At 53.0% G+C, this 25,392-nt stretch carries 31 protein-coding genes; 18 read left to right on the top strand and 13 right to left on the bottom strand.

Features of this window, described 5'->3' with window-relative positions; translation table 11 throughout:
- From B3K89_RS01835 to B3K89_RS01810, 6 genes are all read left to right on the top strand, one after another.
- A partial coding sequence (locus B3K89_RS01835; protein WP_345906992.1) for a tripartite tricarboxylate transporter TctB family protein occupies positions 1 to 436 on the top strand: 436 nt, incomplete at its 5' end.
- Between the two features lie 10 nt (positions 437 to 446).
- Positions 447 to 1,958 carry a tripartite tricarboxylate transporter permease gene (locus B3K89_RS01830; RefSeq protein ID WP_293896230.1) on the top strand — a complete coding sequence of 504 codons (1,512 nt, stop codon included), beginning with the start codon at positions 447 to 449 and terminating at the stop codon, positions 1,956 to 1,958.
- A gap of 75 nt (positions 1,959 to 2,033) precedes the next feature.
- Positions 2,034 to 3,023 (top strand): Bug family tripartite tricarboxylate transporter substrate binding protein, encoded by a 990-nt coding sequence (locus B3K89_RS01825; protein WP_293896227.1) that lies wholly within the window; start codon positions 2,034 to 2,036, stop codon positions 3,021 to 3,023.
- 88 nt (positions 3,024 to 3,111) lie between these two features.
- Positions 3,112 to 3,771: an aspartate/glutamate racemase family protein gene (locus tag B3K89_RS01820; protein ID WP_345906991.1), complete on the top strand. Its 660-nt coding sequence runs from the start codon at positions 3,112 to 3,114 to the stop codon at positions 3,769 to 3,771.
- A 1-nt stretch (position 3,772) separates the two neighbouring features.
- Positions 3,773 to 4,687 (top strand): TIM barrel protein, encoded by a 915-nt coding sequence (locus B3K89_RS01815; RefSeq protein WP_345906990.1) that lies wholly within the window; start codon positions 3,773 to 3,775, stop codon positions 4,685 to 4,687.
- Complete coding sequence (locus tag B3K89_RS01810) at positions 4,684 to 5,652, top strand: aldo/keto reductase (RefSeq protein WP_345906989.1); 969 nt, start codon at positions 4,684 to 4,686, stop codon at positions 5,650 to 5,652. Before B3K89_RS01815 ends, B3K89_RS01810 begins: the two co-directional genes overlap by 4 nt.
- Here the strand turns inward: B3K89_RS01810 and B3K89_RS01805 are convergent.
- Both B3K89_RS01805 and B3K89_RS01800 read right to left on the bottom strand, forming a co-directional pair.
- Complete coding sequence (locus tag B3K89_RS01805; protein ID WP_293896215.1) at positions 5,644 to 6,738, bottom strand: DUF362 domain-containing protein; 1,095 nt, start codon at positions 6,736 to 6,738, stop codon at positions 5,644 to 5,646. The two genes, B3K89_RS01810 and B3K89_RS01805, sit on opposite strands and share 9 nt — an antisense overlap.
- Complete coding sequence (locus B3K89_RS01800; RefSeq protein ID WP_293896212.1) at positions 6,735 to 7,385, bottom strand: GntR family transcriptional regulator; 651 nt, start codon at positions 7,383 to 7,385, stop codon at positions 6,735 to 6,737. Before B3K89_RS01800 ends, B3K89_RS01805 begins: the two co-directional genes overlap by 4 nt.
- Positions 7,386 to 7,647: 262 nt before the next feature.
- On the opposite strand from B3K89_RS01800, the gene B3K89_RS01795 reads away from it, so the two are divergent.
- The 4 genes from B3K89_RS01795 to B3K89_RS01780 all read left to right on the top strand — a co-directional run bounded on the left by B3K89_RS01795 (position 7,648) and on the right by B3K89_RS01780 (position 11,626).
- On the top strand, positions 7,648 to 8,538 hold the full coding sequence (locus B3K89_RS01795) for a transketolase (RefSeq protein WP_293896209.1): 891 nt from the start codon (positions 7,648 to 7,650) through the stop codon (positions 8,536 to 8,538).
- Positions 8,535 to 9,452, top strand: a complete 918-nt coding sequence (locus tag B3K89_RS01790) for a transketolase family protein (RefSeq protein ID WP_293896206.1) — start codon at positions 8,535 to 8,537, stop codon at positions 9,450 to 9,452. Before B3K89_RS01795 ends, B3K89_RS01790 begins: the two co-directional genes overlap by 4 nt.
- Before the next feature lie 11 nt (positions 9,453 to 9,463).
- Positions 9,464 to 10,741, top strand: a complete 1,278-nt coding sequence (locus tag B3K89_RS01785; protein ID WP_293896203.1) for an iron-containing alcohol dehydrogenase — start codon at positions 9,464 to 9,466, stop codon at positions 10,739 to 10,741.
- Positions 10,742 to 10,807: 66 nt separating this feature from the next.
- Positions 10,808 to 11,626 (top strand): sugar phosphate isomerase/epimerase family protein, encoded by an 819-nt coding sequence (locus tag B3K89_RS01780; RefSeq protein WP_293896200.1) that lies wholly within the window; start codon positions 10,808 to 10,810, stop codon positions 11,624 to 11,626.
- 38 nt (positions 11,627 to 11,664) lie between these two features.
- On the opposite strand, the gene B3K89_RS01775 is transcribed toward B3K89_RS01780, so the two are convergent.
- From B3K89_RS01775 to B3K89_RS01755, 5 genes are all read right to left on the bottom strand, one after another.
- Positions 11,665 to 12,423, bottom strand: coding sequence for an ABC transporter substrate-binding protein (locus B3K89_RS01775; RefSeq protein WP_293896198.1), 759 nt, complete (start codon positions 12,421 to 12,423; stop codon positions 11,665 to 11,667).
- Positions 12,420 to 13,235, bottom strand: coding sequence for a metal ABC transporter permease (locus B3K89_RS01770; protein WP_293896195.1), 816 nt, complete (start codon positions 13,233 to 13,235; stop codon positions 12,420 to 12,422). Before B3K89_RS01770 ends, B3K89_RS01775 begins: the two co-directional genes overlap by 4 nt.
- Positions 13,228 to 14,319 (bottom strand): metal ABC transporter ATP-binding protein, encoded by a 1,092-nt coding sequence (locus tag B3K89_RS01765; protein WP_293896192.1) that lies wholly within the window; start codon positions 14,317 to 14,319, stop codon positions 13,228 to 13,230. The genes B3K89_RS01770 and B3K89_RS01765 overlap by 8 nt, the downstream gene beginning before the upstream one ends.
- Before the next feature lie 69 nt (positions 14,320 to 14,388).
- On the bottom strand, positions 14,389 to 14,811 hold the full coding sequence (locus tag B3K89_RS01760) for a DUF3842 family protein (RefSeq protein WP_293896189.1): 423 nt from the start codon (positions 14,809 to 14,811) through the stop codon (positions 14,389 to 14,391).
- Positions 14,799 to 15,425, bottom strand: a complete 627-nt coding sequence (locus tag B3K89_RS01755; protein WP_293896186.1) for an RlmE family RNA methyltransferase — start codon at positions 15,423 to 15,425, stop codon at positions 14,799 to 14,801. The genes B3K89_RS01760 and B3K89_RS01755 overlap by 13 nt, the downstream gene beginning before the upstream one ends.
- Positions 15,426 to 15,664: 239 nt before the next feature.
- Between B3K89_RS01755 and B3K89_RS01750 the strand changes: the two genes are divergently transcribed.
- From B3K89_RS01750 to B3K89_RS01740, 3 genes are read left to right on the top strand one after another with little or no spacing between them, the layout of a single operon-like run.
- The gene (locus B3K89_RS01750; protein WP_345906988.1) at positions 15,665 to 16,030 is read left to right on the top strand and encodes a hypothetical protein; all 366 of its coding nucleotides are present in this window, start codon (positions 15,665 to 15,667) and stop codon (positions 16,028 to 16,030) included.
- Positions 16,027 to 16,209: a hypothetical protein gene (locus B3K89_RS01745; protein ID WP_293896180.1), complete on the top strand. Its 183-nt coding sequence runs from the start codon at positions 16,027 to 16,029 to the stop codon at positions 16,207 to 16,209. The genes B3K89_RS01750 and B3K89_RS01745 overlap by 4 nt, the downstream gene beginning before the upstream one ends.
- A 3-nt stretch (positions 16,210 to 16,212) precedes the next feature.
- The gene (locus B3K89_RS01740) at positions 16,213 to 16,851 is read left to right on the top strand and encodes a rhomboid family intramembrane serine protease (protein ID WP_293896177.1); all 639 of its coding nucleotides are present in this window, start codon (positions 16,213 to 16,215) and stop codon (positions 16,849 to 16,851) included.
- Here B3K89_RS01740 and B3K89_RS01735 read toward each other — a convergent pair.
- A complete protein-coding gene (locus tag B3K89_RS01735) occupies positions 16,848 to 17,936 on the bottom strand; it encodes an adenosine deaminase (RefSeq protein WP_293896174.1) in 1,089 nt (362 codons plus the stop codon). The two genes, B3K89_RS01740 and B3K89_RS01735, sit on opposite strands and share 4 nt — an antisense overlap.
- 174 nt (positions 17,937 to 18,110) lie before the next feature.
- Between B3K89_RS01735 and B3K89_RS01730 the strand changes: the two genes are divergently transcribed.
- Complete coding sequence (locus tag B3K89_RS01730) at positions 18,111 to 18,623, top strand: ankyrin repeat domain-containing protein (protein ID WP_293896171.1); 513 nt, start codon at positions 18,111 to 18,113, stop codon at positions 18,621 to 18,623.
- Positions 18,624 to 18,788: 165 nt separating this feature from the next.
- On the opposite strand, the gene B3K89_RS01725 is transcribed toward B3K89_RS01730, so the two are convergent.
- Positions 18,789 to 20,555 carry a proline--tRNA ligase gene (locus B3K89_RS01725; RefSeq protein ID WP_293896168.1) on the bottom strand — a complete coding sequence of 589 codons (1,767 nt, stop codon included), beginning with the start codon at positions 20,553 to 20,555 and terminating at the stop codon, positions 18,789 to 18,791.
- 122 nt (positions 20,556 to 20,677) lie between these two features.
- Between B3K89_RS01725 and B3K89_RS01720 the strand changes: the two genes are divergently transcribed.
- From B3K89_RS01720 to B3K89_RS01705, 4 genes are read left to right on the top strand one after another with little or no spacing between them, the layout of a single operon-like run.
- Positions 20,678 to 21,343, top strand: a complete 666-nt coding sequence (locus B3K89_RS01720) for a class II aldolase/adducin family protein (protein ID WP_293896165.1) — start codon at positions 20,678 to 20,680, stop codon at positions 21,341 to 21,343.
- Between the two features lie 9 nt (positions 21,344 to 21,352).
- On the top strand, positions 21,353 to 22,186 hold the full coding sequence (locus tag B3K89_RS01715) for a transketolase (RefSeq protein ID WP_293896162.1): 834 nt from the start codon (positions 21,353 to 21,355) through the stop codon (positions 22,184 to 22,186).
- Complete coding sequence (locus B3K89_RS01710) at positions 22,183 to 23,130, top strand: transketolase family protein (protein ID WP_293896159.1); 948 nt, start codon at positions 22,183 to 22,185, stop codon at positions 23,128 to 23,130. Before B3K89_RS01715 ends, B3K89_RS01710 begins: the two co-directional genes overlap by 4 nt.
- Entirely contained in the window at positions 23,127 to 23,855 is a 729-nt protein-coding gene (locus B3K89_RS01705) for a DUF6062 family protein (protein ID WP_293896156.1), read from the top strand. The genes B3K89_RS01710 and B3K89_RS01705 overlap by 4 nt, the downstream gene beginning before the upstream one ends.
- Here B3K89_RS01705 and B3K89_RS01700 read toward each other — a convergent pair.
- The 4 genes from B3K89_RS01700 to B3K89_RS01685 all read right to left on the bottom strand — a co-directional run.
- A complete protein-coding gene (locus B3K89_RS01700; RefSeq protein WP_293896153.1) occupies positions 23,839 to 24,423 on the bottom strand; it encodes a hypothetical protein in 585 nt (194 codons plus the stop codon). The two genes, B3K89_RS01705 and B3K89_RS01700, sit on opposite strands and share 17 nt — an antisense overlap.
- Before the next feature lie 5 nt (positions 24,424 to 24,428).
- Entirely contained in the window at positions 24,429 to 24,815 is a 387-nt protein-coding gene (locus B3K89_RS01695; RefSeq protein ID WP_293896150.1) for an OsmC family protein, read from the bottom strand.
- Between the two features lie 62 nt (positions 24,816 to 24,877).
- A complete protein-coding gene (locus B3K89_RS01690) occupies positions 24,878 to 25,135 on the bottom strand; it encodes a diguanylate cyclase domain-containing protein (protein WP_293896147.1) in 258 nt (85 codons plus the stop codon).
- A 21-nt stretch (positions 25,136 to 25,156) separates the two neighbouring features.
- The coding region (locus B3K89_RS01685; protein ID WP_345906987.1) for a hypothetical protein at positions 25,157 to 25,392 on the bottom strand (236 nt) is incomplete at its 5' end.

Here is a 25,392-nt window from a genome sequence, read left to right as displayed (position 1 = left end):
CTACGGACTAACACCGATAGTGACTGCAATTATTGCAATTGTTTTTATCTATTTCGGGATAACCAAGTATGGATTCATGCATGAGGTCAGGGGACCACTCCCAGGCTTTTTCCCAACCATCATCGGATTTTTATTACTCGCCTTGAGTGTTCTGGCCTTCATTGGGTCGTTGAAGGAGGAGAGCCCGGGCTTTCCGGTCGAGAACTGGTACCCCGCCCTCGGTGTTGTAGCCATCATGCTCTCCACGCTGGTAATCGGCATGCTTCCAAGCCTGGCACTCTTTGTGTTGCTTTGGCTCCGCTGGTTTGAGAAATTCAGCTGGAAAGCAACTCTGATCGGGTTTGCCGTGATTATGGCAATTGTAATCGGTGCGTTTGTGATGTGGCTCGGGGTTCCCTTCCCCAAGGGCTTCATCTACAACCTTATTGCATACTGAGAGGCAAACTATGGAAAATCTGCAAATGTTGTTTATGGGCTTTTCAGTAGTCCTTACCTTGGAAAATGTAATGGTTACCCTGCTCGGTGCCATTCTGGGCTTGATCGTGGGTGCAATGCCAGGAATCGGGTCATTGGCAGGAGTTGCCTTATTGCTGCCCCTTACGTATAAGTTCAATCCCACTACCGCAATCATCATGCTCGGCTCCCTGTACTATGCCAACATGTACGGCGGTTCCTTCAGCGCCATCCTGCTGAACATTCCCGGCGACTCTCCTGCAGTCATGACCGCCTTGGATGGATATCCGATGGCTACCAAACGAAATCGTCCTGGTCAAGCCCTGTTTACTGCCAACTCGTCGTCCTTCATCGGCGGCTTGATCGGGATGCTTATTCTTACCTTCATGGGACCGCTGCTCGCCGACCTTGGCCTGAAGTTCGGCCCTGCCGAAATGACCTCCCTGTTGCTCGTAGCCATGACTTCGATCGGTTGGCTGGTTGGAGAGAGCCCGACCAAGGGTGTCGTACTTACCTTGGTTGGTGTCCTGCTTGCATCCATGGGTATGGACACCTTGACAGGAAGTCCTCGGTTTGATTTCGGCAACATCTATCTATTGGGGGGTATTCCCTTCACTCCGTTCGTCATCGGTACAGTAGGCTTCAGCCAAGTGCTCAAGCTGATGGAGGAGCGTAACAAGAAGGTTGAGGCGAACCTCAATCAGAAGCTTACAATCAAGGGCTCTTTACTTACCGCCCATGATTTCAAAAGGTTGCTGCCTCCTGCTATCAGAAGCGGTTTCATGGGAACCTTCGTCGGAGTACTGCCGGGAGCCGGTGCAACTACCGGAGCCTTCCTTGGGTATGCCATGCAGAAAACCTTCAAGAGTGAAGAACCCCTTGGAACCGGTGCCATCGAAGGAATTGCCGCATGTGAGTCTGCCAACAATGCAGCGGCGGCAGGTGCTTTTGCTCCATTGCTTGCCTTGGGTATTCCCGGATCAGGTACCGGTGCTGTTCTGCTCGGTGGTCTTATGATGTGGGGGTTGAATCCTGGCCCGCTGCTCTTCACCACCAACCCTGACTTCGCCTGGGGCTTGATCGCCAGCCTGTTCCTTGCGAACATCCTGACCCTTATCATTGCAGTGGGTATCATCCCCTTCTTGATCCAGATCCTGACCGTACCGGTGCGTATGTTGATCCCGATCATCACCGTTGTCTGTGTAGTTGGCGGTTATAGTACGTCCAACTCGATGTACGGGGTGATCATCATGTTCCTTTCAGGCGTATTCGGCTACATTCTCGACCGCAACGGCTACGGTGTCGCCCCGATGTTGCTTGCCTTCGTACTTGCCCCGCTGCTTGAGTCGAATATGAGAAAGGCCTTCATCATCAGCAATGGAAAACTGGACATCTTCTTCGATAAGCCGATTTCCGCATTCCTGCTGCTCGTTCTGTTTGCCATCGTGCTCACCCCTGTCATCAAGTTTATCTTGAGGAAAGCGGGAGTATCGAAAAAGAAGTGATCCGGCTCATACGAGTTGGAATGAAATGGAAATTCCAGGACAGGTGTCCTGAAAGAAACAATAGGAGATAAGACTATGAAAAAACTTGCTATTCTGCTTGGCGTTCTGCTGCTCGTAAGCATGTCCGTATTCGCTGCCGGCCAGACTGAGGCTGCCGGTGCTGCAAAGACATTCACCCCTTCCAAAAACATCGATTGGTATGTAACCAGCTCCCCCGGTGGTGGTTCTGATATTTTCACCCGCACCATCATTGATATCGCTGTTGCCGAGAACCTGCTCAACGGCCAGAACGTTGTTGTCCAGTACAAGACCGACGGCGCCGGTGAGGTAGGCCGCCTCTTGGTTTCCCAGATCAAGGCCGGTGTACAGGCCGACCATACCCTGCTCACTTTCAACAGCGGCGACCTCATGCCGATGTTGAAGAACACCTCCAATCGCTTTGAGAACTTCCAGCCCATCGCCCACATGGCTGTTGACAAGCACCTGATCTTCATCGGCGAGTACTCCAAGTACAAGAGCTTTGAGGAAGTATTGGCTGCCCTCAAAAGAGGCGAGAGACTCGTGCTTGGTGGTTCCAAGGGTGACGACATCGCTTGTCATGCTGCCTTGATCAAGGAAATCGGCGTAACCGAGGACCAGTTCTCTTACATCGCCCACGACGCAACCAGCGGCGCCATCACCGCCATCCTGGGTGGTCACTTCGACCTTTTGATCTCCAAGCCTGCTGCTGCTTCCCAGTATGTCGAAGCCGGCAAACTCAAGCCGATCCTGGCTCTTTCCACCAGTCGCTTCCCCGGCAACCTCAATTCTGCTCCCACCCTCAGTGAGTTCGGATACAAGAACGTCGAGGTTCCCAACTGGAGATCCATCGTAGCTCCGAAGTCCATGAGCGCTGAAGCAGTTGCCTACTGGACCAACGTATTCAAGAAAGTCTCTGAGACCGAAACCTGGAACAAGGGTTACATCGAGAAGCAGAAGCTGGTTCCCGATTACATGGATTCCGAGACCTTCAGGGCCTATGGTATGCAGTTCCAGAAGGAGTACCTTGCTTCCATCGGGAAATAAGGATGCATAGCAGCATCTGATGGTTTGCATTCGAAGGGATGGGGGATATAATCACCCTCATCCCTTTTATACACTATGAGGTAAGAATATGAAACGTGTTGCAATTGTCCATACGGTACGGCCGGTACTCGCAAGTTTTCCCCGGCTGCTGGAGCAGGTGGTTGGACAGCCGCTGAAGATACATAATCTGCTGGATGAGTTTCTGGCATCAGACCCTGCGGAAATCGGATACTTCTCCGTGGAGAACCGCAATCGTCTTTTCAATGACCTGAAGTCTTGTGAACTCACCAAGGCCGACCTGATAGTTGTCACATGTTCAACGCTCACCCCGGCTGTGCAGCTCATCCGCCCGTTCATCAACGTTCCCGTCGTTGCAATAGACGATGCAATGACCGAGCAGGCGGTTCGCACCGGCAAACGGATCAAGGTTGTGGCAACTGCCATGAGCACCCTCAAGCCGACCATTGCAAAGCTGGAGCAGGAAGCAAGCCTTGCCGGTGTGGAAATTGAAGTGGATGCCCAAGACCATGAACCTGCCTATACCGCAATGCGTGCCGGTGACATGGCCACCCACGACCGTCTTGTTCTTGAGATGATCCAAAAGGTCAAAGGCTTTGACTGTATTGTCCTCGCCCAGGCTTCCATGGGTCATCTGCAACAGCAGGCACAGGAGATTGCAGGAGTTCCGGTTCTTGCCTCCCCGATACTTTGCTGTGAGAAAGTGAAACAGATGCTTGAGGAGATGTGACATGAAGGACAGTATCCACAACTACTGCAACCTTGGTATTGTGCTTTCGATGGCCTATCCCGGCTGCCTCAAAAGCGAGAAGGAGTACAAGGCATCACTGAAAAGAATACTGGTCGATCCTTTCTTCAATGTCGTGGAACTCGGCTCCTTGCCGTTTGCAAGTCTGAAAGACGCAGTCCCGGCCATGATGGAAACCGCTCACTGCACTTCTACCTTCAGCGGTCATTCACTGCTTTTTTCCCGGAAGCTGAATATCAACAGTCTTGATGAGAGCGAACGGGCACAAGCTGTTTCCGCCCTCAAGGAAGGAATCGATGAAGCATATGAGTTGGGATGCTCTGAGTTTCAGTTCCTTTCCCGCGGCTATGAAGTCGGGAAAGAGCAGGCCTATCTCAAGGCTTTACTTGCAAGCACAAAAGAGATATGTGCGTATGCCAAGAGCAAAGGCACCATGCCGGTGGTGCTGGAAGTTTTCGACCACACCATCGATAAGAAATCCTTGCTTGGACCTTCTTCCTTGGTCAGACAGTATGCACAGGCTATGTGCAGCGAGTATGACAATTTCGGCATCATGATCGACTGTTCCCATATCCCGATGATCGGGGAGACCATCGATGAGGCTGTGGATCCCATTATTCCCTACATCCATCATGTTCATGTTGGAAATACCCTGATCAGCAACCCGACTCACCCCAGCTATGGCGACTACCATCCTCGCTTCGGTTACCCCGGCAGTGAGAACGACACCGAGTATCTCGCTTCCTTCCTGCAGAAAATGAAGGACATCGGATATCTGGCTGAAGACAGCTCGAATATCCTCTCCTTTGAGGTGAAACCCCAAGCAGGGGAGGATGCCGATCTGGTTGTTGCCAATGCCAAAAGAACGCTGTTGGCTGCCTGGAGGAGCGTACAATGAAACTGGGCACCACCGATATCGAAGTCTCTCCCATCGCCCTGGGAACCTGGGCCATGGGGGGAGGGGACAGTTGGGGTGAAAGTGATCCCGTCCTTGCGGTAAAAACGGTACACCGCGCTCTCGAGCTTGGCATCAACTTCATCGACACCGCCCCCGCCTACGGCAACGGGCTGAGCGAGCAGCTGCTTGGCGATGCCTTGGCAGGCAAACGCCATCAGGCGGTATTGGCCACCAAATGTGGTTTGGTCTGGGGAAACGATGATGAAGGGTCGGTGCATAAAAGCCGTGACGGTGTCACAATTCGGCGCAACCTGGGTAAGCAGAGTATCATCAAGCAAGTGGAAGAGAGCCTTGGGCGGCTCAAGACCGACTATATCGATCTGCTGTTGACCCACTGGCAGTCGATTCCTCCGTTCCATACACCGATTGAAGAGACCATTGAAGCCTTTGAACTGCTCAAGCAGCAGGGAAAAATCCGCAGCTATGGAGCCTGCAACGTCAGCCTTGAGGAGTTGAAGGAGTACCAGAAATTTGGAACCCCCTCTTTGGTGCAGGAGCGTTTCAGCATGCTTTGGAGAGATAAAGCCGATCTTGCTTCCTATTGTGCAGAGAACCGTATCACCTTCCAGGCTTACAGCCCGCTTGAACGCGGTGTGTTGACCGGAAAAGCAGCACTTTCACAGAATGTTGTAGGGACAGCCAAGGCATCGGTAGCCTGGTACAAGATGGAGAACCGGCCCAAGGTGATGACGCTGCTCACCTCGCTTGAAACCATGGCAGATACCTACAACACACGTGTGGGAAATCTGGTCATTGCATGGACCAGACAGGCAACCGGTACCATGAACGTTCTGTGCGGGGCAAGAAAACCCAACCAGATCGAGGAGAACAGCAAGGCTCAAGACCTTGTGATTACAGCCAAGGACTGGGCGATCATCGATTCTCTTGCACGAACGCTACTCTAGCTCCTTGATGAACCTGATCATATCAATAGCCTTCGGGGGACACCCGGGGAGGCTTTTCCCAAGTCCCCGCGTGCAGATTCCCACCCCAACCTTGGAAGGGTTGGTTTTGCCCTTGTAGCCTTGGCCGATACAAATCGGTGTCTTCAAATTCTTAAGGCGGTTCACCTCATCGAGACGCTTGAGAGCATGGATGAGATTCCCGTAGCAGGCCGAGCATGCACTGTCGGGCTCGGTGAATTTGCCAAGATAATTGGCTCTTCCACTCGGTTTGGACGGAGCCTCGTCGCTTGGTTCGTTGAGTTGTACCAGTACGGCCTTGGAGAGGTCGGCCGACCCGACACCCAGGCCTTCCGCCAGTCCAATATAGGGGATGTCCTGATTCTCAAAGCCCATCAGGCTTGCCCCGTAGCTGTCGCACAAGACGCTGTCGCGGCATGCGAACATCCGGTTCGTCTCAACCGGATTGCCCCCTTCCTCGAAGTCGAGGTCGCCGTTGAGGCTGTCCACAATGATGAGATCAGCAGCTCTGACTTTGTTCAGGGCGGCTATGGGTCGATTGAGACCGAGAGTATGGAAAAGCCGTTTTGAACGATCGGAGAGCACCCCTTTCATGTTCTTCAAGGCACAGGTCATCGCAGTCTGGCAGTGTCCCTTCAGTACAGGGAGGCTGATGAGAAAGTCCGTCTCAAGGATGGTCCTGCTGACCTCCATGGTAATGCCGTCCACTGTCTTTTTTACATACTCATCATCCTTTACATCCACCAAGGGCACCTTGTACTGTTTGCTGATCTGGTTGTACCCATTGACCCGGAATCCCTCTTTGGTGGAATCGCCCACCCAGGCACTCTCGACAATGCGTATGGTGCGATACCCCAGGCCTTGGAGATGCTCGATGATGGCAACCACAATCTCAGGATGGGTCGTAGCTCCGCTGTCGGCTGTTACTGCTACGACCAGATTGGGCTTGAGTGCAATGGATGCCTGTTTGTCAGGAAGCAATGCCTCAAAGTCGATGTGCTGCAAAAGCGCCTTGGTCATCAGCGATGCATTTGACCCATAGGTGATGATTATTTCCTCTCGTTTCATGCGTTCCGGCTCCCGACATGGCTGGTCAAATCGTGGGTGATGTGTTCATACAGCATTCTCTTGCAGGCTTCCTTATCCCCGTTCTTCAGCAGCGTCATCATCTGTGCATGCTGGCCGAGGTAGTAGGAGAGCTCGTCATCAGGAAGGTTCTGGGCGATGCGAAGCTGCTGGATTTTTGCATCCAGGCGTTCGCAGATGCTGATGAGTGCGCTGTTCCCCGATGAACGGACCAAGGCCAGGTGAAACAGGCTGTCCTGCTCAAACACCGTCGCCCTGTCCCCGATGCCCATGGCGTATTGGCAATCGGCTGCATAGCGGGAAAGTTCCTTGACGTTTCTGGAATATGAGGCTTCATCGATGGAATCGATGGCAAGCTGCTCCAAGGTGACACGAACACGGGCGATGTCATTTGCTTCCTGCTCGGTGATGGCTGATACGGTTGCATGACTTCTGGGTTTGATGGTGACCAAACCATACTCAGCCAAGCGTCTGATGGCCTCGCGGATGGGAGTACGGGAAACGCCGAATTGTTCAGCCAGCGATTCTTCAGGAATCTTCATCCCCCCCTTCAGTTGTCCGGATAGAATCTGGTCCTTGAGCATGGTATAAACTTGGTCGGATAAGCTGTTTTGTATACATTTGGGCATATGATGCCTCCTTATTCACTCTCCACTAAGAGTAAAAGGAAATTCCTGCTTCGTCAATCTAATTGTGTACAAAAAAATAACTGGATAAGTTTTTCCAATTACTGCTTCATTAGTGCTCTTTTATCGTGAGATAAACAGTGTTTATGGTGTTTTTTCAATAAATTCTCTGATACATACAAGAATCCCTTTGACAAGATTCTTTCTCCATGATATCTATATTGTATACAGTACACAATGCAGATAAAAACAAGGAGTTTCCTAGATGAGTAAACGTATCAAGGAGTTGCTCTCCCAGCCGGGCAGAACGTTCAACGCCGATGAACTTTCCGCCTTGGCAGCATATTTCAGGATCGTTATGTTCGATATCCTGCACGATAGGGGAACAGGACACTGGGGTGGGGCTGCTTCCAGTGCAGAACTGACAACCGCCCTCTACTTCAACCGCATCTCCATCGATCCCTCCAACCCTCGGTGGGAGGATCGTGACCGAGTCATTCTTTCCAAGGGACATGCGTCGATGAATCTGTATACGATTCTCGCCCACCGCGGATTTTTCCCTGTCGAGGAACTGTCTTCGTTCCGCAAGCTTGACTCACGCCTGCAAGGGCATCCCTGCATGAACAAGCTTCCCGGTGTCGATATGTCCACCGGAGCCCTGGGCCATGGGCTTTCAGTCGGCCTTGGTATGGCTCTTGCAGCAAGACTTTCCAAGAAGAATTGGTGGACCTATGTGATCAGCGGAGAAGGGTGCCTGAACGAAGGACAGAGCTGGGAAGCCATCATGAGTGCCGCCAAGTACAAGAGCGAGCACTTTGTCCTGATGATCGACTACAACAAGGTACAGCTTGATGGAACCGAGGATGAAATCATGCCTCTCGGACCGCTTGCCGATAAGCTGAAGGCTTTCGGCTGGAATGTTGCCCCAAAGGCTTGCAACGGTCACGACACCAAGGAAATCCTTGACTCGTTTGCCTGGATGGACAGTGACGATGTATGGCCGAAGGCCGTCATCTACGACACCGTCAAGGGCAAGGGTGTTTCCTTCACCGAAGGAAAGAATACCTGGCATGGGGCTGTCATCGATGATGCCTCCTATGCAAAGGGTATTGAGGAACTGAAATCTGATCTGAGCAAGAAGGAGGCTGCACTATGAGCATTGCCATGCGGGATGCCTTCGGCAAGAAGCTTGCCGAGCTGGGCGCTACCCATCCTGAGTTGGTGGTCCTGGATGCCGATGTATCCTCTTCCACCAAGAGTGCCTTGTTCGGCAAGGCGTTTCCGGACCGTTTCTTCAACGTAGGTGTTGCCGAGGCCAACATGGTGGACATTGCCGCCGGTATGGCTACAGCCGGTTACCACCCGGTTGTCAATGCTTTTGCGATTTTCCTTGCTCTCAAGGCAACCGACCAAATTCGCAATACCGTCTGCTACAACAACCTTCCGGTGATCATTGCAGGTGCATACGGCGGGCTGTCGGACTCCTTCGACGGTGCAAGCCACCAGTCCATCACCGACATTGCCATCATGCGCGCCCTTCCGAACATGCAGGTGATCGTCCCCTCGGACAGCGCACAGGCAGAGAAAGCCCTTGAATATGCCCTGACGCAAAAGGGGCCTGTCTATATCAGGCTCAACCGGAACGCAATGCCGGACCTGCCTCCAAGTGAGGCCATCGGGACCGTCTGTGCAGTCGAAGGTACCGATGTAACCATCGCTGCAAACGGCATCACCGCCAGTTTTGCCATGGAAGCGGCCGCCTTGCTTGCCAAGGAAGGCATCACAGCTGAGGTGCTCAGTGTTCCCATGGTCAAGCCGTTCGACCCGGCACCGGTCGTCAAGAGCGTTGTCAAGACGGGCAAATTGCTTTGCACCGAAGAACATGTGCTGGCTGGTGGCTTTTTTTCGGCAGTCAGCGAGGTCTTCATGAAACAGGGAATATCCTGTAAATTTGATGCTGTTGGAATTGAAGATACGTTTACCGAGTCCGGCCCGTATGAGCCGCTCTTGGCAAAGTATGGAATAAGCGCAGAGAACATTGCAAACCGTGCAAGAGCTCTCTGCAAATAAGGAGAATAATAATGGATCAAATGAAACGTGCCTATGAACTTCTGAAAGAGTGGAAAGGGGATTCCTATGTCCATGGTCTGGGTGTCCTTGACCAGGTAGGTCCTCTCGCTGCAGCTTTCGGCAAGCGTGCACTGGTGGTCAGCAATACCACCTATATGAAGCCTGTTGCCGATTGTGTAGTCTCGTACCTGCAGAGCTCCGGTGTTGAGCTTGCCGGTGGTGTCATCGCCCCCGATGCCAAGCCCAATGCCCCCCGTGAGGACGTCTATCGTCTTGAGTCGTACATCCTGCACACCAAGCCGGACAGCATTGTTGTCATCGGCGGCGGTTCGGCAATCGATGCTGTGAAGGCCGCCAATGCCTTGGCAGCCCTTGGGTCCAAGGTCACCCCCGAGATCGACCACTACTTCGGGACCAACGTGGTAAGTGATGCTCTTGCAAAGACCAATACCACCCTGATTCCGGTGATTGCCGTCCAGACTTCCGCTTCCAGCGGTGCCCACCTGACCAAGTATTCCAACATCACCGACCCGGTTGTCGGGCAGAAGAAGCTGATCGTTGACGATGCATTGATTCCCACGGTAGGCCTCTTCGACTACGAGACCACCGTCTCCATGCCGATATCGGTCACCATCGACGGGGCCCTCGATGCCATCGCCCACACCTTCGAGGTGTTCTGCGGTGCAAAGGAAGCCACCTATGAGAAAGCCCGGCAGATTGCTGAATGCGCCATCAGCCTGGTAGCCCAGTATGCCAAGGTGCTGGTTGACGATCCGAAGAACATCCAAGCCCGTGAAGCCATCGGCCTTGCCACCGACCTCGGCGGCTATGCCATCATGATCGGCGGAACCAGCGGTGCTCACCTGACCAGCTTCTCCCTCGTCGACATTGTCAGCCACGGCACGGCCTGCGGAATCATGAACCCGTACTATGCGGTGCTCTACAGCAAGGCCATCCAGAAGCAGCTCAAGGTTGTTGGTTCAATCTTCGCTTCCTTCGGGTTCGGTTCCCCGGTTGAGAACCTTGAAGGCCGTGATCTCGCCGTGGCCGTAGCCGAAGCTATGATCGCCTTCAGCAAGTCCATCAAGGCTCCTTCCAAGCTCACCGACCTCAAGGGCTTCACCGATGCGCACATCGAGCGTGCACTCTCTGCAGCCAAGGACCCTCAGCTTGAGATGAAGCTGAAGAACATGCCTGTGCCGATGACCAGCAGTGATGTGGACGTCTATATGGAGCCGCTGCTTCGTGCAGCCGCCACCGGAGACCTCTCCCTGATCAAGGAGATGTAAGCCTGTTACCCGGAAGCAGGGCGCCCCAAGGTGTCCTGCTTCGCTTTACAAGGAAAGAGTAAAATCATGAAATTAGCAGTAGCCATTGCCTCAAAAGAGGCCCTTCCCAATGCCTTTGTTGTGTTCAGGGGAGTGAAGGAGTCGATCATCAAGGCTCATGAGCTCGGATATGACGGGGTGGAACTCGCACTGAAGAATCCCAATGAAGTGAACAAGCACGAATTGAGGCAGTGGCTCAGGGAGAACCGGTTGGAAGTGAGTGCCATCTCCTCCGGTCAGGTCTTCGCAGCCCGCGGTCTTCACTTCACCGACGAGAATCAGGAGAACAGGGCGGAGCTCTACAAGACATTTTGTGAATTCATCGACCTGGCCGGAGAGTTCGGCTCTTTGGTGAATATCGGACGAACCCGCGGTCCCATCGCCGGACGCGATATCGCCTTGGTTGAGCGTCTCTTCCTGGACATGGCCCACAAGGTTGCAGACCATGCAAAGAAACGCGGTGTCGAGTTGATTCTCGAACCGGTGAACCGCTACGAGATCGACTTCATCAACAACCTTGATGAATGTACGGCGATGCTGAAGAAGGTCAACCGAAAGAACTTTTTCATGATGCCCGATGTCTTTCATATGAACATCGAGGATGACAAGATCGGAGAGAGCTTCATCCGCAACAAGGAGTATGTCAGGTACGTGCATTTTGCCGATACCAATCGTCATGCACCCGGCGACGGACACATGAACTGGAATGAGGTTTTCGAGGCCTTGACCGCAATCGGCTACGATGGATGGACTACCGCAGAAATCCTGCCCTATCCCGACCCCGATACCGCAGCCAAGCGCACGATTGCCTTCCTGAAGGAACATTACGGCAAGTATTACCGCTAAGCAGATTGAGAGCCTCCGACCGGAGGCTCTCACCGTCTTCAGCGAAAGAGTTCCTCGATGTTGGCCCCTACCATTTCAGCAAGGCTTCCTCTTCCCCCTCGTTCGGGGAAGTTGCGCCACACCACCAATCGGGAACCGGGGGAGACTTCGAGCAGGGGTTTTGCAATCGGGTTGTGGACGTTGTCGATGATCAGGTTGTAGCCGCCTTTGGCAACCTCTGCAATTTGGTCGGCTGTGAGCGGTCCCGGGCCGAAGGTTCCTGCAACAAAGAGCCCCAAATCCTTGGCAAGGTAGACCTGCATGCTGTGGCAGTATACCTTCAGCCGGTCCATACCTTGTTGCCTGACCTTCTCCGCTCCCTTTTCAACAACCTGTACATACTGCTCGACACGCTTATCACTTTCCGCCTGCGTCCCCGTCAGGGATGCTATCAGCTGTGCCTGCTCCCTGACGTTTTCAATGCTGTTGTTGGTGTTTATCTTCACCAGGGAAGCCTCATTCTTCTTGATCGAGGAGCCCATGCTCTGCATCATCCGCTCATATCCGGCATAGATGAAGTACTGTGCATTGTTGATCTTCAAGACATCGCTGACGATGATTTCATACTCCGGCGGGTGGATCAGGTTGGCGGGGGCGATGAAGGGAACGTCATCGAGGCCTCCGATGTCTGCGAAGGCGGCAGTCCAGCTGGTGGAAGCAACGATGGCAGGAGGAGCTGCCGCTTGTTCAGGCATTGCCTGGGCGAAGAGCGGGACAGATGCGATGAGCAGCAAAAAGCAAATACTCCATTTTTTCATACGGTTTTTCCTTTCTTGCGTGATGTGGGTATGAGATACAGCAGGGCCGAGAGCAAGGCAATCGCTGCGCTGGGGGGGAGGTCGGTGGCGACAGCCAGCAAATAGCCGAACGTCGAGATGAACAGGCCGGTGAGACATGAGTACCACAGCAGCTGCTTCAGGCTGGTTGCGCGCTTGCTTCCAACCATGACAGGAAGGATCAAGAGGGCGTCGATGAGCAAGGCACCGAGCAGCTTCATGGCAAAAGCGATGACCAAGGCGATGATCAATACCATGAGGGTGTGGTGAAGCTTTACCGCCATTCCCAACGATTGGGCGATCTCCTGGTCGAAGAACATGGCACTTATGGTGCGGAAGTTGAGCACCAGATAGAGCAGAAGTACCACTGCGATGGCGATCAAGGTCGCAATGTCAATGGTGCTCAGGGCAAACGGGCTGCCCCACAGCAGCTGCAAGGTATCCTTGGCAGGGACATCCCATAGGTGCATGACCAAGGAGGCGAGGGCCATGGAGAACACCATTGCTGCGGCACCGGCAAGGCCGAATCCATGGGATGAGTCTCCTTTGAGAAGCAGCATGAGAAGCACGAGCAGGACATTGAGCAGGATGCTTGTCGGCAGCACCGGCAGTGTGAAAGCCAATGATATGGCCCCGCCAAGGATGACGCCATGCATGAGCATATAGCGCATAGGCACCAGGTTCAGGCGCAGCACCATGACACCGCTTGCAGGGAAGCAGAGTCCGGCGATTGCCATTGCAAAGAGGCCCCGTGCTACAGGAGGGAGACTGAGGGCGAACAGGAAATCATGCATGCCTGCCCTCCAATCGGAGAACCGGCCAGGTGAGGTCGGCTTCAAGCTCCTTGTCGTGCGTGACGATTACGATAGTCGGCATCTCATCCACGGTGAGGGAGTGCAGCACCTCGACAAGCGTTTTTCGGCTCTTTGCATCCAGAAACGAGGTGGGTTCATCGAGAAGCAAGAGTCGCGCTTTTTGGCAGAGGGTGCGCGAGAGCGACACTTTCTGCCGTTCCCCACCGCTGAGCGTAAAGAAATTGCGGTCGGCCAGTTCATACACCCCGGTTCTTCTGAGGGCGGTGTCGATCTCCCACTTCTGCTGCTTGGGCTCGAGGCTGGAATCGACCGCCATGCCGACCACCTCCCGTGCCGATACCGGGTATTGCTCCTGGGTCTGTTGCTGTTTGATGTATCCGATCGTCCTTTTGGCCAGAGCCGATGGCTCCTGACCATCGATGAGAATGGTTCCGCTTGTGCACTTGAGCTTTCCCATCAAGAGATTGAGCAGGGTGGTTTTGCCCATGCCGTTATCCCCTTGAATGATGAGTCTTCCCCCTTCTTCAACATCGAACGAGAGGTCCTCAAGCACCGGCGGGTTGTCGGGGTACGCAAAGGATACCCGTCGGGCGGCAATACTCACCCCCTGTACCAGCTTTGCCCTTCTTCTGAGCAGGCGGTACATCTCCTCCTCGCTCTCCATATCCATAAGCAACTCTTCGGTTTTGCAGTCCAGATGTGGAATGCGGGTCTCCCAGCTTACTGCAATATCGTTCGCTTCATAGAACTCGACGGCAAGGTCGCTTATCAGATTGATGTGAGCCCGCTTGATGCCCATGCGGCTCATCAACACCGCTGCAGCTTTTCCTGCCGCCGTATCATGGGCGCACAGGCAATCGCGTTCGCCTTCATACGTGGACAAGAAGCGTTCAAGGGCAAAGAGCGGAGTAAGCCAGTGGCCGCTGTCTGAGAAGATGAGCCGGTCACGGTTGTAGACACATAAGGTGATTCCCTCAGCAAGAGGCTTTTTATAGAGTTCCACGATCAACTCCCTATAAAAAAGCCATGAAAGCAAAGGATTGACATCCTTCTCTGCCTTCATGGCTCTTTTCGTAAACAGGTAAACGGTTTAGGAACAGCCCCTTCATGGGGCTGGGTAGGGCGTATTGTACTAACCTTGACGCTGATTGTCAAGAAAGGTTGCAATTTCAGATAAAGCAAGGTCAATCATCTCTGTCAGGTTCAGGTCCTGCCTTCCTACGACGCTTACATTGCACTTGCTGATGGGAAGCAGGATCTTGTGGGCCTTGCTCTGAGCAACAGCCACCGCCATCGTCGGGGTGATCTCCCCGTGCAGGGCATCGGCTGTGATGATTCCCAAAGGTCCAACGATCAAATCGGCATTCCGTGCGGCAACCACAACCGGATTCTCCCCCGTGGCAATCCCGTCGGCACCACTGCGCAGCATGGCGCTCGTTGCAAGGCTGTTGGTTCCGATGGCCAGTACCTGTACGTGTTCGAATCGCTTCTTTATCGCTTCGACCAAGCTTTTCCCGAGGCTGCCGCCCTGACCGTCGATGATTACGATTTGCATGCTCCCCCCTCCTTCTCCAGTCGGTCCAAGCCTACCAGATAAATCTCGAAGGAGTCATCCCTGCAAGCCTTCGGCTTGAAGGGTTTTACCTTGGCAAAGAGCGTACGCATGAGCTTGAGCAGCTCGACCTGGCCTCCTCCCTGAAAAATCTTGACCACCAGATTCCCGTGAACCTTCAGATGATCCTGTGCCAGATATACAACCTGCTCGGCAAGGTTTTCACTGCGTGCCGTATCCACGGCCCGGTTGCCCATCGTCATCGGGGCTGCATCACTGATGATGACATCGTAGGGTCCGTGGGATATGAGCTTCTCTCTCATCTCTTTCCCAAAGGCATCCCCGACGTAGGATGTGACAGTCGGTGGTACCGGATTGAGGTTCAGGGGATTGAGGTCGACTGCAATAATCGTACCCTTGCCCTTGATCAACTCATTATGGGTATAAAGCGTCCACGATCCTGGAGCCGCCCCCACATCCAAAACAGTATCACCGCTTTTGATAAGCTTGAAATTCTGCTGCAGCTCCTCGAGCTTGTAGACGGAGCGGGCGGGGTAGCCTTCCTTGTGTGCACGTTTGGTATAGGAGTCTGCACGGTCTCTTCTGCTGGTTGCCATGCCTAGACTATACCAAAGCAGGCAGAAGGGTACAAGAAAGGTGCCAGTGAGATTTTGTGGGGTGGGAAGGTAATTCTCACTGGCACCCAAGGTAAAACACGAAAAGGAGGTTGAAAAAAACGGTTGCTCTGTTCTGTAGATAACATAGCAATTATCGTGCCAATTGTTTTACATGTACTCTAAGCGATGTATAAATACTGTAAGCCTTAGAATGAGAAGTGCAGGAGAGGGTATCAGCTGTGCAATTACTTCACATGCTTACAAGATTGCACACCTCAGGGCAAAAAGATGGTGCCAGCGGTATTTGTGGGGTGGGGAGAGAGAGCCGCTGGCACCAAAGAAATCACACTTTAAGGAGGTTTGAAAAAACTGTTGCTCTGTTCTACTTAGTACCATGCAACTTGCGTGCCAACTTTAATAGTTATACATATGGACAAAATATACAGCTTATTGTATTGATGCAGGAGAGCCATCTTGCTGGGTCGGTGTGCAAAAAAGTAACATCATCACAATTTTTCACAGGAGAGGGCAAAAAAGAAGGATGCCAAAAGCAGATTGGGGTAAATCTCTTGGCATCCTGTCGGTATGAAAAAGGAGGAGTATGAAAAAAATGTTGCTCTGTTCTGTTTATAACAATGCAATTAGCATGCCAACTTCAAAACCTCAAATGCGAGTGTCTGGAGGGGTTTTGCATGCCATGAATCTGTGTATTGCTTGCACACCCGATGAAAACTGTGCAATTTTTGCACAATTGACGATTTGGTCGGCAATTTATACTGTATAGCATATGAAGAAAACCTCACTCATCAACCGGAGATTCCGGGATGGAACATATCAGAACTACACCCTCAAGTTGGTAGTGATCAACGCCTTGGTCTACCTGCTTACCGCTTTTTTGTATCCGAGAAGCGCCTACTATTTGGCGATGATTCCCTCATTCGTACTGGGTGGGTATCTCTGGCAGCCGTTCACCTACATGTTTGTCCATGGTAGTTTCAATCACCTGCTGTTCAACATGCTCAGCCTCTTCATCTTCGGCTCGATGGTGGAAAAGCGAATCGGCAGCAAGGAATTTTTGCTCTTCTATCTTTTGACAGGCCTGTTCAGCGGGATTATCAGCTTTATCAGCTACTATCTGGCGGGGACCAATGTGATTCTGGTCGGGGCTTCAGGAGCCATCTACGGGGTGTTGTTGATGTTCGCTGTCTTCTACCCGTACTCGGTGATATTCGTATTCGGATTTATTCCGGTCAGGGCTCCGATATTGGTCATTCTCTATGCAATCATAGAGCTTTCCAGCCAGCTGTTCGGCAGCGGTGGCAATGTAGCACACCTGACCCATCTGAGCGGGTTGGTCTTTGGGTACCTCTATTGCAGGATCAGGATGCGCATCAATCCCACCGACGTCTTCAAGCGCACTCTTTAATAGTCGTTGATGCCGTACTGTTCGCGAATGGCAAGATATCCTTTCTTGATTACATCGTAGATGATGGAGAGCTTCTGGTCGTGATGGATGAAGGCTGACTTCATGGCATTGATGGTAATCTTCTCCAAATCCCGGATGTTCAAATTGTAGTATTGAACAGCCAATTCCATTTCACGGGTAAGGTTGGTGTCGCTCATCAAACGGTTGTCGCTGCAGAGGAAGACACGGAACTTATTCCGGAAGAAAATCGGGAAGGGGTGGCTTGCATAGTCTTTTACGGCTCCGGTTCCCACATTGCTGGTCAAACACATTTCCATCGGGATTCGGCGGTCGAGTATGAAGTTGGCAAGCGATCCCATCTCTTCGATTCTCGTTCCTTCAAGCCCCATGTCCTCCACCAGACGCACCCCGTGTCCGATACGGTGTGCGCCGCACAGCTGTACCGCCTGCCAGATGGACTCCACTCCGAAGGCTTCTCCGGCATGGATGGTGATGTTGAAGTTCTTGTTGCGGATGAACTGAAAGGCTTCCAGATGTTTCTTGGGAGGGTAGCCTATCTCATCACCGGCAAGGTCGAATCCAACCACACCACGGTCTGCAAATGCAACAGCAAGTTCGGCAATGGCATGACTGATTTGTGGACTTTGGTTGCGCATGGCGCAGAGAATCAAGCCAGTGGGCATGCCCGTCTGCCGGGTTCCTCTCTGCAATCCATCGAGGACGGCCTGGACCACCTGTTCCAGACTCAGTCCTTTGCTGACATGGAGGATGGGGGCAAAGCGGATTTCTGCATAACAGATGTTCTCTTTTGCCAGATCCTCAACCGCTTCAAAGGCAACCCGCTGAAGGGCTTCTTGTGTCTGCATCACCTGGGTGGTTACCCCGAAAGGTTCCAAATAAAGGGTAAGACTTTTTTGTTTGCAACCGCGAACGAACCAATCATGCAGCTTCTGTGGATCCTTGCTGGGAAGCTCTACCTGTTGTTCCTTGGCTAGTTCCAGAATGGTCTGGATTCTCAATCCGCCGTCAAGATGGTCATGCAGTTCCACTTTCGGAACCTGCTGGATGATTTCCTTGGTTACCATACAAGCATCATACAGCATATTTGTATGAAGTGGCAAATCCTAAAGCAGTCAATTGGAACGAAGATGCCCGAACTCGGAAAATTATTGCCTTCGAGACTATACAATTTTAGGAAAACTTGGAATACTATGTATAGATAAATATAAATCAAATAATAAATAAGGAGATATTGAGTTATGGCAAAACGTGAAGAAACCCTGAATAAGAAGTTGCTCGCAGCTGCTGTTTCCGCTACCAAAGTGAAGGAGATCAAGACCCTCCTGGACCAGGGTGCTGACATTCACACCCAGAACGAGTGGGGCCTTACTCCCATCATGCTTGCCGCCCAGTATAATCCTTCGGTCAACGTATTGAAGGCCTTGCTTGAGGCAGGGGCCGACATCCAGGAAGCTGAACCGAAGTACCGATCCAACTCCCTGCATCTTGCCGCAAACAAGAGCACAAGCCCGAAAATCATTGAGGAACTTCTCAAGGCGGGTGCCGATCTCAACGCCCGCAACTACCTTGGAGAGACCGCCCTGATCATGGCGGTGAACAGCAATCCTGAAACCCGCATCGTCTCAGCCTTGCTGAAGGCGGGAGCCGATATCAATGCACGGGATTATCAGGGGCACTCTGTGCTTGAGTACGCCAAGGCTGCCAAGAGAACTTATATTGTCAATCAATTGAAGAAGATGGGAGCGAACTGATTTCACCCAAGAGCTTTGTCCCAGCGAAGGAACTTTTTTGGTTTATGAAACGATAAGCCTCAAGTTCAGGATCTTGTACACCTAGAAGACGCAAGATTACCATGCACCAGGGGCAAATAAAAACCTTCGCCGGCTGACGAAGGTTTTATGCAAGGGATCCGTGCGTTAGGCCTGTTTCCACTCTTTTTCGACTATCCGGTCCTCAAGTTCAGCCTTAAGCTTGGCGATGAGAGCCTTGGTTTCTTCAACTACCGTGGTGAGTTCGAAACTGAAAGACTCCTCGAGGTTTCTTCTGAGCTTCACCTCAACCTTGCCCTCCTTCAGGGAGCGGTTGCCCAAGGTGATGCGGATCGGAAGCCCGATGAGGTCGGCATCGGCAAATTTGACACCGGCCGACTCCTTGCGGTCGTCGTACAGGATCTCGATACCGGCTGCACTGAGTTGCTTGTACAGCTGTTCGGCGATTTCGGCGTCCTTCACCAGGCTGACAAGGTGCACCTGCATGGGAGCAACGGAAATGGGAAGGGAAAGACCCTGCTCATCACTATAGTTTTCCGCCAGACAAGCAAGCAGGCGGCCCACCCCGATTCCATAGCTTCCCATGACGACGGGCTTCCGTACTCCTCCCTCATCCTGATAGCTGCAGTTCATGCTCTCACTGTAACGGGTATTGAGCTGAAAGATGTTGCCCACCTCAACGCCCTTGGAGGCGGACAGGCTCTCATCGCACTGTGGGCATGCATAGCCGGCCGCAGCACTGGCGATATCGGCTGTCAGGCCGGTGTAGTCCCGGCCAAAGTTGGTGTTCAACAGGTGATAGCCTTCCTCGTTTGCACCCGCGACAAGGTTGTTGCTCTTTGCCACCGAGTCATCGACGATGACCACTACATCCTCGCTGCAGCCGATGGCCGAGCCATACCCGGGAACCATCTTCTTTGCAAGGATTTCCTCTGCATGGGCGGGTCTGAGGACATTTGCACGAGCGGCATTCTGCAACTTGTTCTCTTCGACCTCCAAATCACCGCGGATGATGCCGACGATAAGCTTGTCCTCTTCCTCGCCATTGGTATCGTTGATGAAGGTGCCGACCATGAACACAGCCTTGGCGGTCTGCCTCTTCTCAATCTTGAGGAAGTCAGCCAGCTCCTCGATGGTCTTGCAATCGGGGGTGAGGACCTTTTCGGTCGGCTTCATCGGTTCGGGGTAGTACGTCTTCTTGAACGTGGCAACCTGACGGTTTGCAGTATAGCCGCACTTTGGGCAGGTGATGATCGTGTCCTCTCCGATGGAGGAGAGATACATGTACTCGTGGGAGATTTTGCCTCCCATCATGCCGCTGTCGGCACCGACGACGATGACGGGAAGTCCGCACCGACTGAAAATCCTGAAGTAGGCTTTGTAATGGGCACCATACTGCACATCCAAGCCGGCTTGGTCGACATCGAAGGAGTAACTGTCCTTCATGGTGAATTCACGAACCCTGATCAGGCCGGCGCGGGGACGGGGATCGTCACGCCACTTGGTCTGGATTTGATACACCAGAAGCGGCAGGCGCTTGTAACTGTCGATCTCCCCACGTGCAAGGTCGGTGACAGCTTCCTCATGGGTCATGGCAAGCACCATGTCACGGCCTACACGGTCGTTGAAGCGGCTCATCTCCTTGTCGATGCTGTAGTACCGGCCGGTCTCCTTCCAGATGTCGGCAGGGTTCACCAAGGGCATCAAGATTTCCTGGCCGCCGATTGCATTCATCTCCTCGCGGATGATCTGCTCAATCTTCTTGGTTGCATTGAAGCCGAAGGGAAGCAAACTGAAGATGCCAGCTCCCAATTGGCGGATAAAGCCTGCACGAAGCAAATACTCGTAGCCTTTGCTGTCAGCACCGTTCGGGGCCTCGCGAAGGGTTCTGGAAAAGAGTTTGGACATCCTCATCTTGATACGTCTCCTTGGTATTCGAACAGAGGCCATTGTAGCAAAACCCCTTGCGCATCTCAAGTGTTGGGTGAGGAGGGTTTTCCTTTCCTACGATACTCTGAACATGCTATACTCGCCGTATGGATATCAAACAATACGAACAACAGCGGCGGCAAGTCGCTTCTTTTATGACGCGCCTGTACGACCGCCAGCTTACCACGGCCAGCGGTGGAAACATCAGCCTGAGAATCAATGCCGACTTGTTCTGCATTACTCCGTCGGCTTTGGACAAAGGCCTGCTCACCTTCGAGGACATCGCAGTAGTCACCATTGACGGCAAGAACATGACGCCCCACCTGCGCCTGAGCATAGAGACCGAGATGCATCGCCTCATTCTCATCTCCCGCCCAGACTGTACGGCGATCGTTCATGCCCATCCTACCTATGTGTCGGCATTCACTGCCATCCAGAAGGATGGAAAGTGTGCAATAAACACCCACCTGATCGCCGAATCCTACTACATTCTGGAGGATCCGGTCCTGGTCGACTACCGCCTGATGGGTACGGTCAATCTTGCAGAGATTGCAGCGGTAAAGGCTTTCGACCACGACGTGCTGCTGCTCGAAAACCATGGGGCCGTCACCCTCGGACGCTCAATGCTTGAGGCTTTCGACAAGATGGAGTTGCTCGAACGGGCTGCTCAAATGACCGTGATCACAGCACAGATGGCAGCTTCGGGCTATGATGTCTCGGCCTTGGGAGAGAGTCGTTTGAAACAACTGATGCAGATGAAATACCAAAAGTAGGGGATGCATATGCTAGACATGAAAGCCCTCAAACAGCAGGCTCTGGAAATTCGCAGGCTTACGATTGAGGAAATCGGGAACTTTGGCTCGGGACACATCGGAGGAAGCATGTCCATCGTGGAAGTGCTTACCTATCTCTATTATGAAGCAATGAGGATCGATCCAAAGCATCCAAAAAAGGAAGACCGTGACCGCTTTGTCTGCTCAAAAGGCCACGCAGGTCCGGCAGTCTATGCCACCTTGGCCAGCAAAGGCTACTTCGATGTGGATCTGCTGAAAACGCTGAATAGTGGAGGGACCAACCTCCCCAGCCACTGCGACATGAACAAGACCGTCGGGGTGGATTTCACAGCCGGGTCATTGGGACAGGGGTTCAGTGCAGCGGTCGGCATCGCCTTGGGACAGAAAATCAAGGGCCAGGACGCCCGCACCTATGCCATCATCGGCGATGGAGAGAGCCAGGAAGGCCAAATCTGGGAAGCAGCCCACACTGCAAGCCAATGGAAGCTGGGCAACTTGATCGCCTTCACCGACTACAACAAGCAGCAACTGGACGGCTATGTCTCCGACATCTCCGATATGGAGTATATCGAGACCCGCTGGCTCGGTTTCAACTGGCATGTGCAGCGCATCAATGGTCATGATTTTGCTCAGATCGACCGTGCCGTCAGACGCGCCCAAGCGGTAACAGATCGTCCCAGCATGATCATCCTGGACACCATCAAGTCGTATGGATTCATTCCTGGAGAAGGGGTGACGGCCAACCACAGCATGGCTTTCGACCAAAAGACGGCCCGAAAGGCCATCGCCGATTTGTATGCTCGCGAGGGGGCAACGCTATGAGAGATTTGAGTACCTGTGAAAATATGCGTGATGCTGCAATGGCTGCAATCAACGACCTGGCTTCCGAACATCAGGAAGTGGTGATGCTCGATGCCGACCTCGCAAGCTGCCTTGGCTCGCTCTCCTTCTGCTCCCGCTATCCCGACCGTTTTTACAACTGTGGAATCGCCGAAGCGAACATGGTCGGTGTAGCCGCAGGTCTGGCCTCAATGGGTTTCGTGCCTTTCGCCCATAGCTTTGGTTGTTTTGCAACCCGGCGTGCCTACGACCAAGTCTTCCTCTCTGTCGGATATACCGGCCAGGTGGTGCATCTCATCGGCAGCGACCCGGGCATCACCGCCCAACTCAACGGCGGGACGCACATGCCGTTCGAGGATATCGCCCTGATGCGGCAGGTTCCCGGTATCACCATCATTGAACCAAGCGATGCACAAAGCCTCTATGAGTTGATTCGTCAGGCATATGAGCTGAACAAGGCCTCCTATACCCGTGTTCCCAGGAAGGGTGCGACCCACCGCTATCCGGTAGGAACTCCCATCGAACTGGGCAAAGGCATTGTGCTTGCCGAAGGCTCTGATATAGGCATCTTCGCCACCGGTGAGGTTATGGTCAATGCCGCCCAGGAAGCGGTGAAGCAGCTGCGGGAGAAGGGAGTGAAAGCGACCTTGGTCGACCTGCATACCATTCGTCCCCTCGACTATCCCTTGATCGAGCAGGTGGCGGCAAAAACCGGACGCATCCTTGTTTGCGAGAATGGACGGTATGCAGGAGGTGTCGGGGAAGCCATAGCCGCCCATTTGGGGCGAGTGCAACCCACCCGCATGGAGTTTGTCAATGTCGGGGAACGCTTTGGTGAAGTCGGGAAACTCGCCTACCTCGCTCAAACCTTTGGATTCACCGCTTCTGCAATCGCAAAGAAAGCTGAAGACTTGGTTGCGCTATGAAGCTGGAATTGGAGACCATTCCCGTATGGGATGGTGTTGCAAGCAAGAGCGAGTGCTATATCTGCGATCTGATGGCCGAGGCCCAAAAGGATGCGCTTTACTTCTACCTGGGAAACTCGGTCATGAACCCGGAGACCCGGGTCAAGGTCAACGAGAGCGGATTCTGTTCCAAGCATTGGCAGCTGTTGGCATCTGCCAACAAGCCCCAGGGCATCGCTCTGATGACCGATACGTATCTGGGTATGACACGTACCAAGCTGGAGAAGTCGATCAACAGCCTGCTGGGGAGCAAGAACCCGAGGCAGGCAAAAAAAGCCATCAAAGCCTTTAAGGAAGATATGGAAAAACGCGAGAAGGGGTGTCTGGTCTGCAGTTCCATGCAGCAGCGCCTCGAGCGGTATCTGTTCACCACGTGTTATCTCTGGGGTGAGGATCACTCGTTCCGTGAGGCACTTCAAGAAGGTAAAGGCTTTTGCATGCATCACTTCCAACTGCTTCTGGAGATGGCCCCTACTGTTTTGTCGGGTTCCTTGCTGGCGAAGTTTGTACATGACCTGACTCAGACGCAGGTGCTCAACCTCGACAGGATAGCCAAGGATGTCTATTGGATGACTCAAAAGTATAAGTCAGAAAATATGGATAAGCCTTGGAACGGGTGTGAGGATGCCCACAAACGGGGTGTCGATAAAATCACCGGGCGTCACCGTGTCATTGATCCTGTGTAGGAGCCGGCTTTTTCCGTGTCTTCCGCTCCTTGATACCCAATGAAAGTTGGCCGTCATCGGTCTCGCTCTCGACATCGCGCTGCATGAGATGATGTGTCGTACCATCCTGCTTGTTGAAGTGATAGTACTCCAGGCTCTCCTGCTTCGGGCTGTATAGAAGTACGTACTCCTTCTGCATCAGAAACGAGACACCCAGCACAAGCTTGAAGCCTTGCTCCTTGAGCTGGTGCAGGTGCTCCTGTTGCGGTCTTGAAAGGTAGTCGTATCCGAGAACAATGCCAAGCAGGTGTTTGCCCTTGCGGTCGTGGACCAGAATGTCGCATCCCTTGATCAGAATATCGACCTTTACATCCCCGGGCAGGGAGAAGAAGCCGGGGCTTGCGTTGTCCTCGCTCAGGCCGAGGACGCTTCTCAGGCTTCGTTGCAGTTGAGAAGCTAGAGAGTGTGCAACACTTGCCTTGGCCCGCGGCCAAGAGAGCACCTGTTCGTCCTCACGCATGAACTGCATGAGGGCTTTCTCAAATGCTTCGAACAAGAGGAGTGTGGTGTAGCGCCCGTTTCCTGCCATTGCGGTTACCTGAAATCCACGGACCAGTGCATCTCGCTGACGCCGCTGATGGTCTGGTAGATGGAGCAGTAGCGCGTTGCAGTCTCAAAGGCTTTGGTGAACTTTTGCTGGTTGTCGACTCCGGTCGCCTCCACAGTGATGGAGAGCTGTTCAAGCGTGGTGGGTACGGTATCACGCTTCTGTCCGTGTACTTCAAAACTGACATGCTCCCAGCCGACTCGCATTTTGACTGCAATCTCCTCAAAGGTTGAGAACAGGCACCCCGACAATGCTCCCAGCAGATAGTCATAGGGAGCGCTCTCAGGCCCTATGGTGAAGCTTGCTCCCTTGTCGGTTGTGAACTGGTAGTGACCAGGAACGAAGTCAGCGCGTATATGTTTTTTATCACCCATGGATTACTCCTTGTCTTTGCTTCTTCCATCATAGCTTATACAAAGGGAATTTTCCATGCTGTTCAGCCCCTATTGCCCAGCTTGCAGCGCTTCTGCGCATACATGGATGCATCGATGTGTGCCATGAAAGCCATGGCATCGGTACATTGCGTGGGGTCGTAGAGAGCATATCCCATGCTCACGGAAAGCAGATACTGTCTCTTGGAAGCCTGATTGCCCATTGCGACCTCCAATTCAATCTTCGAAGCCAAGTCCTTCAGCTCAGACTCTGTTGTCTCATGCAGCAGAACGACAAACTCATCAGCTCCATAGCGGGCCACGATGTCCTTCGGTCCGGCGACTCAACTGAGAATCCTGGACGCTCCAATAAGCGGAATGAGTGAGGCTCCCAGCAGCAGAAACTGAACAACCGCATACCCGATGAACCAAGTTCGGCGGGAATAGACATTCTGTGCATCGATGTAAAAGAACCAGCCTGTGAGCGGGGCAGCGGGGGCGGGCAAGCCTGAACGGCATAATGAATAGCAAATTATCGTAACCAGACACCTCAATGGGCACCGGGCATGAAAGGGCCCAG

It is taken from the genome of Sphaerochaeta sp. UBA5849 (assembly GCA_002432715.1).
Classification (GTDB): Bacteria; Spirochaetota; Spirochaetia; order Sphaerochaetales; family Sphaerochaetaceae; genus Sphaerochaeta.
Note: the sequence above shows the minus strand (reverse complement) of the source record. Positions and strands in the feature narration are given on the sequence as shown.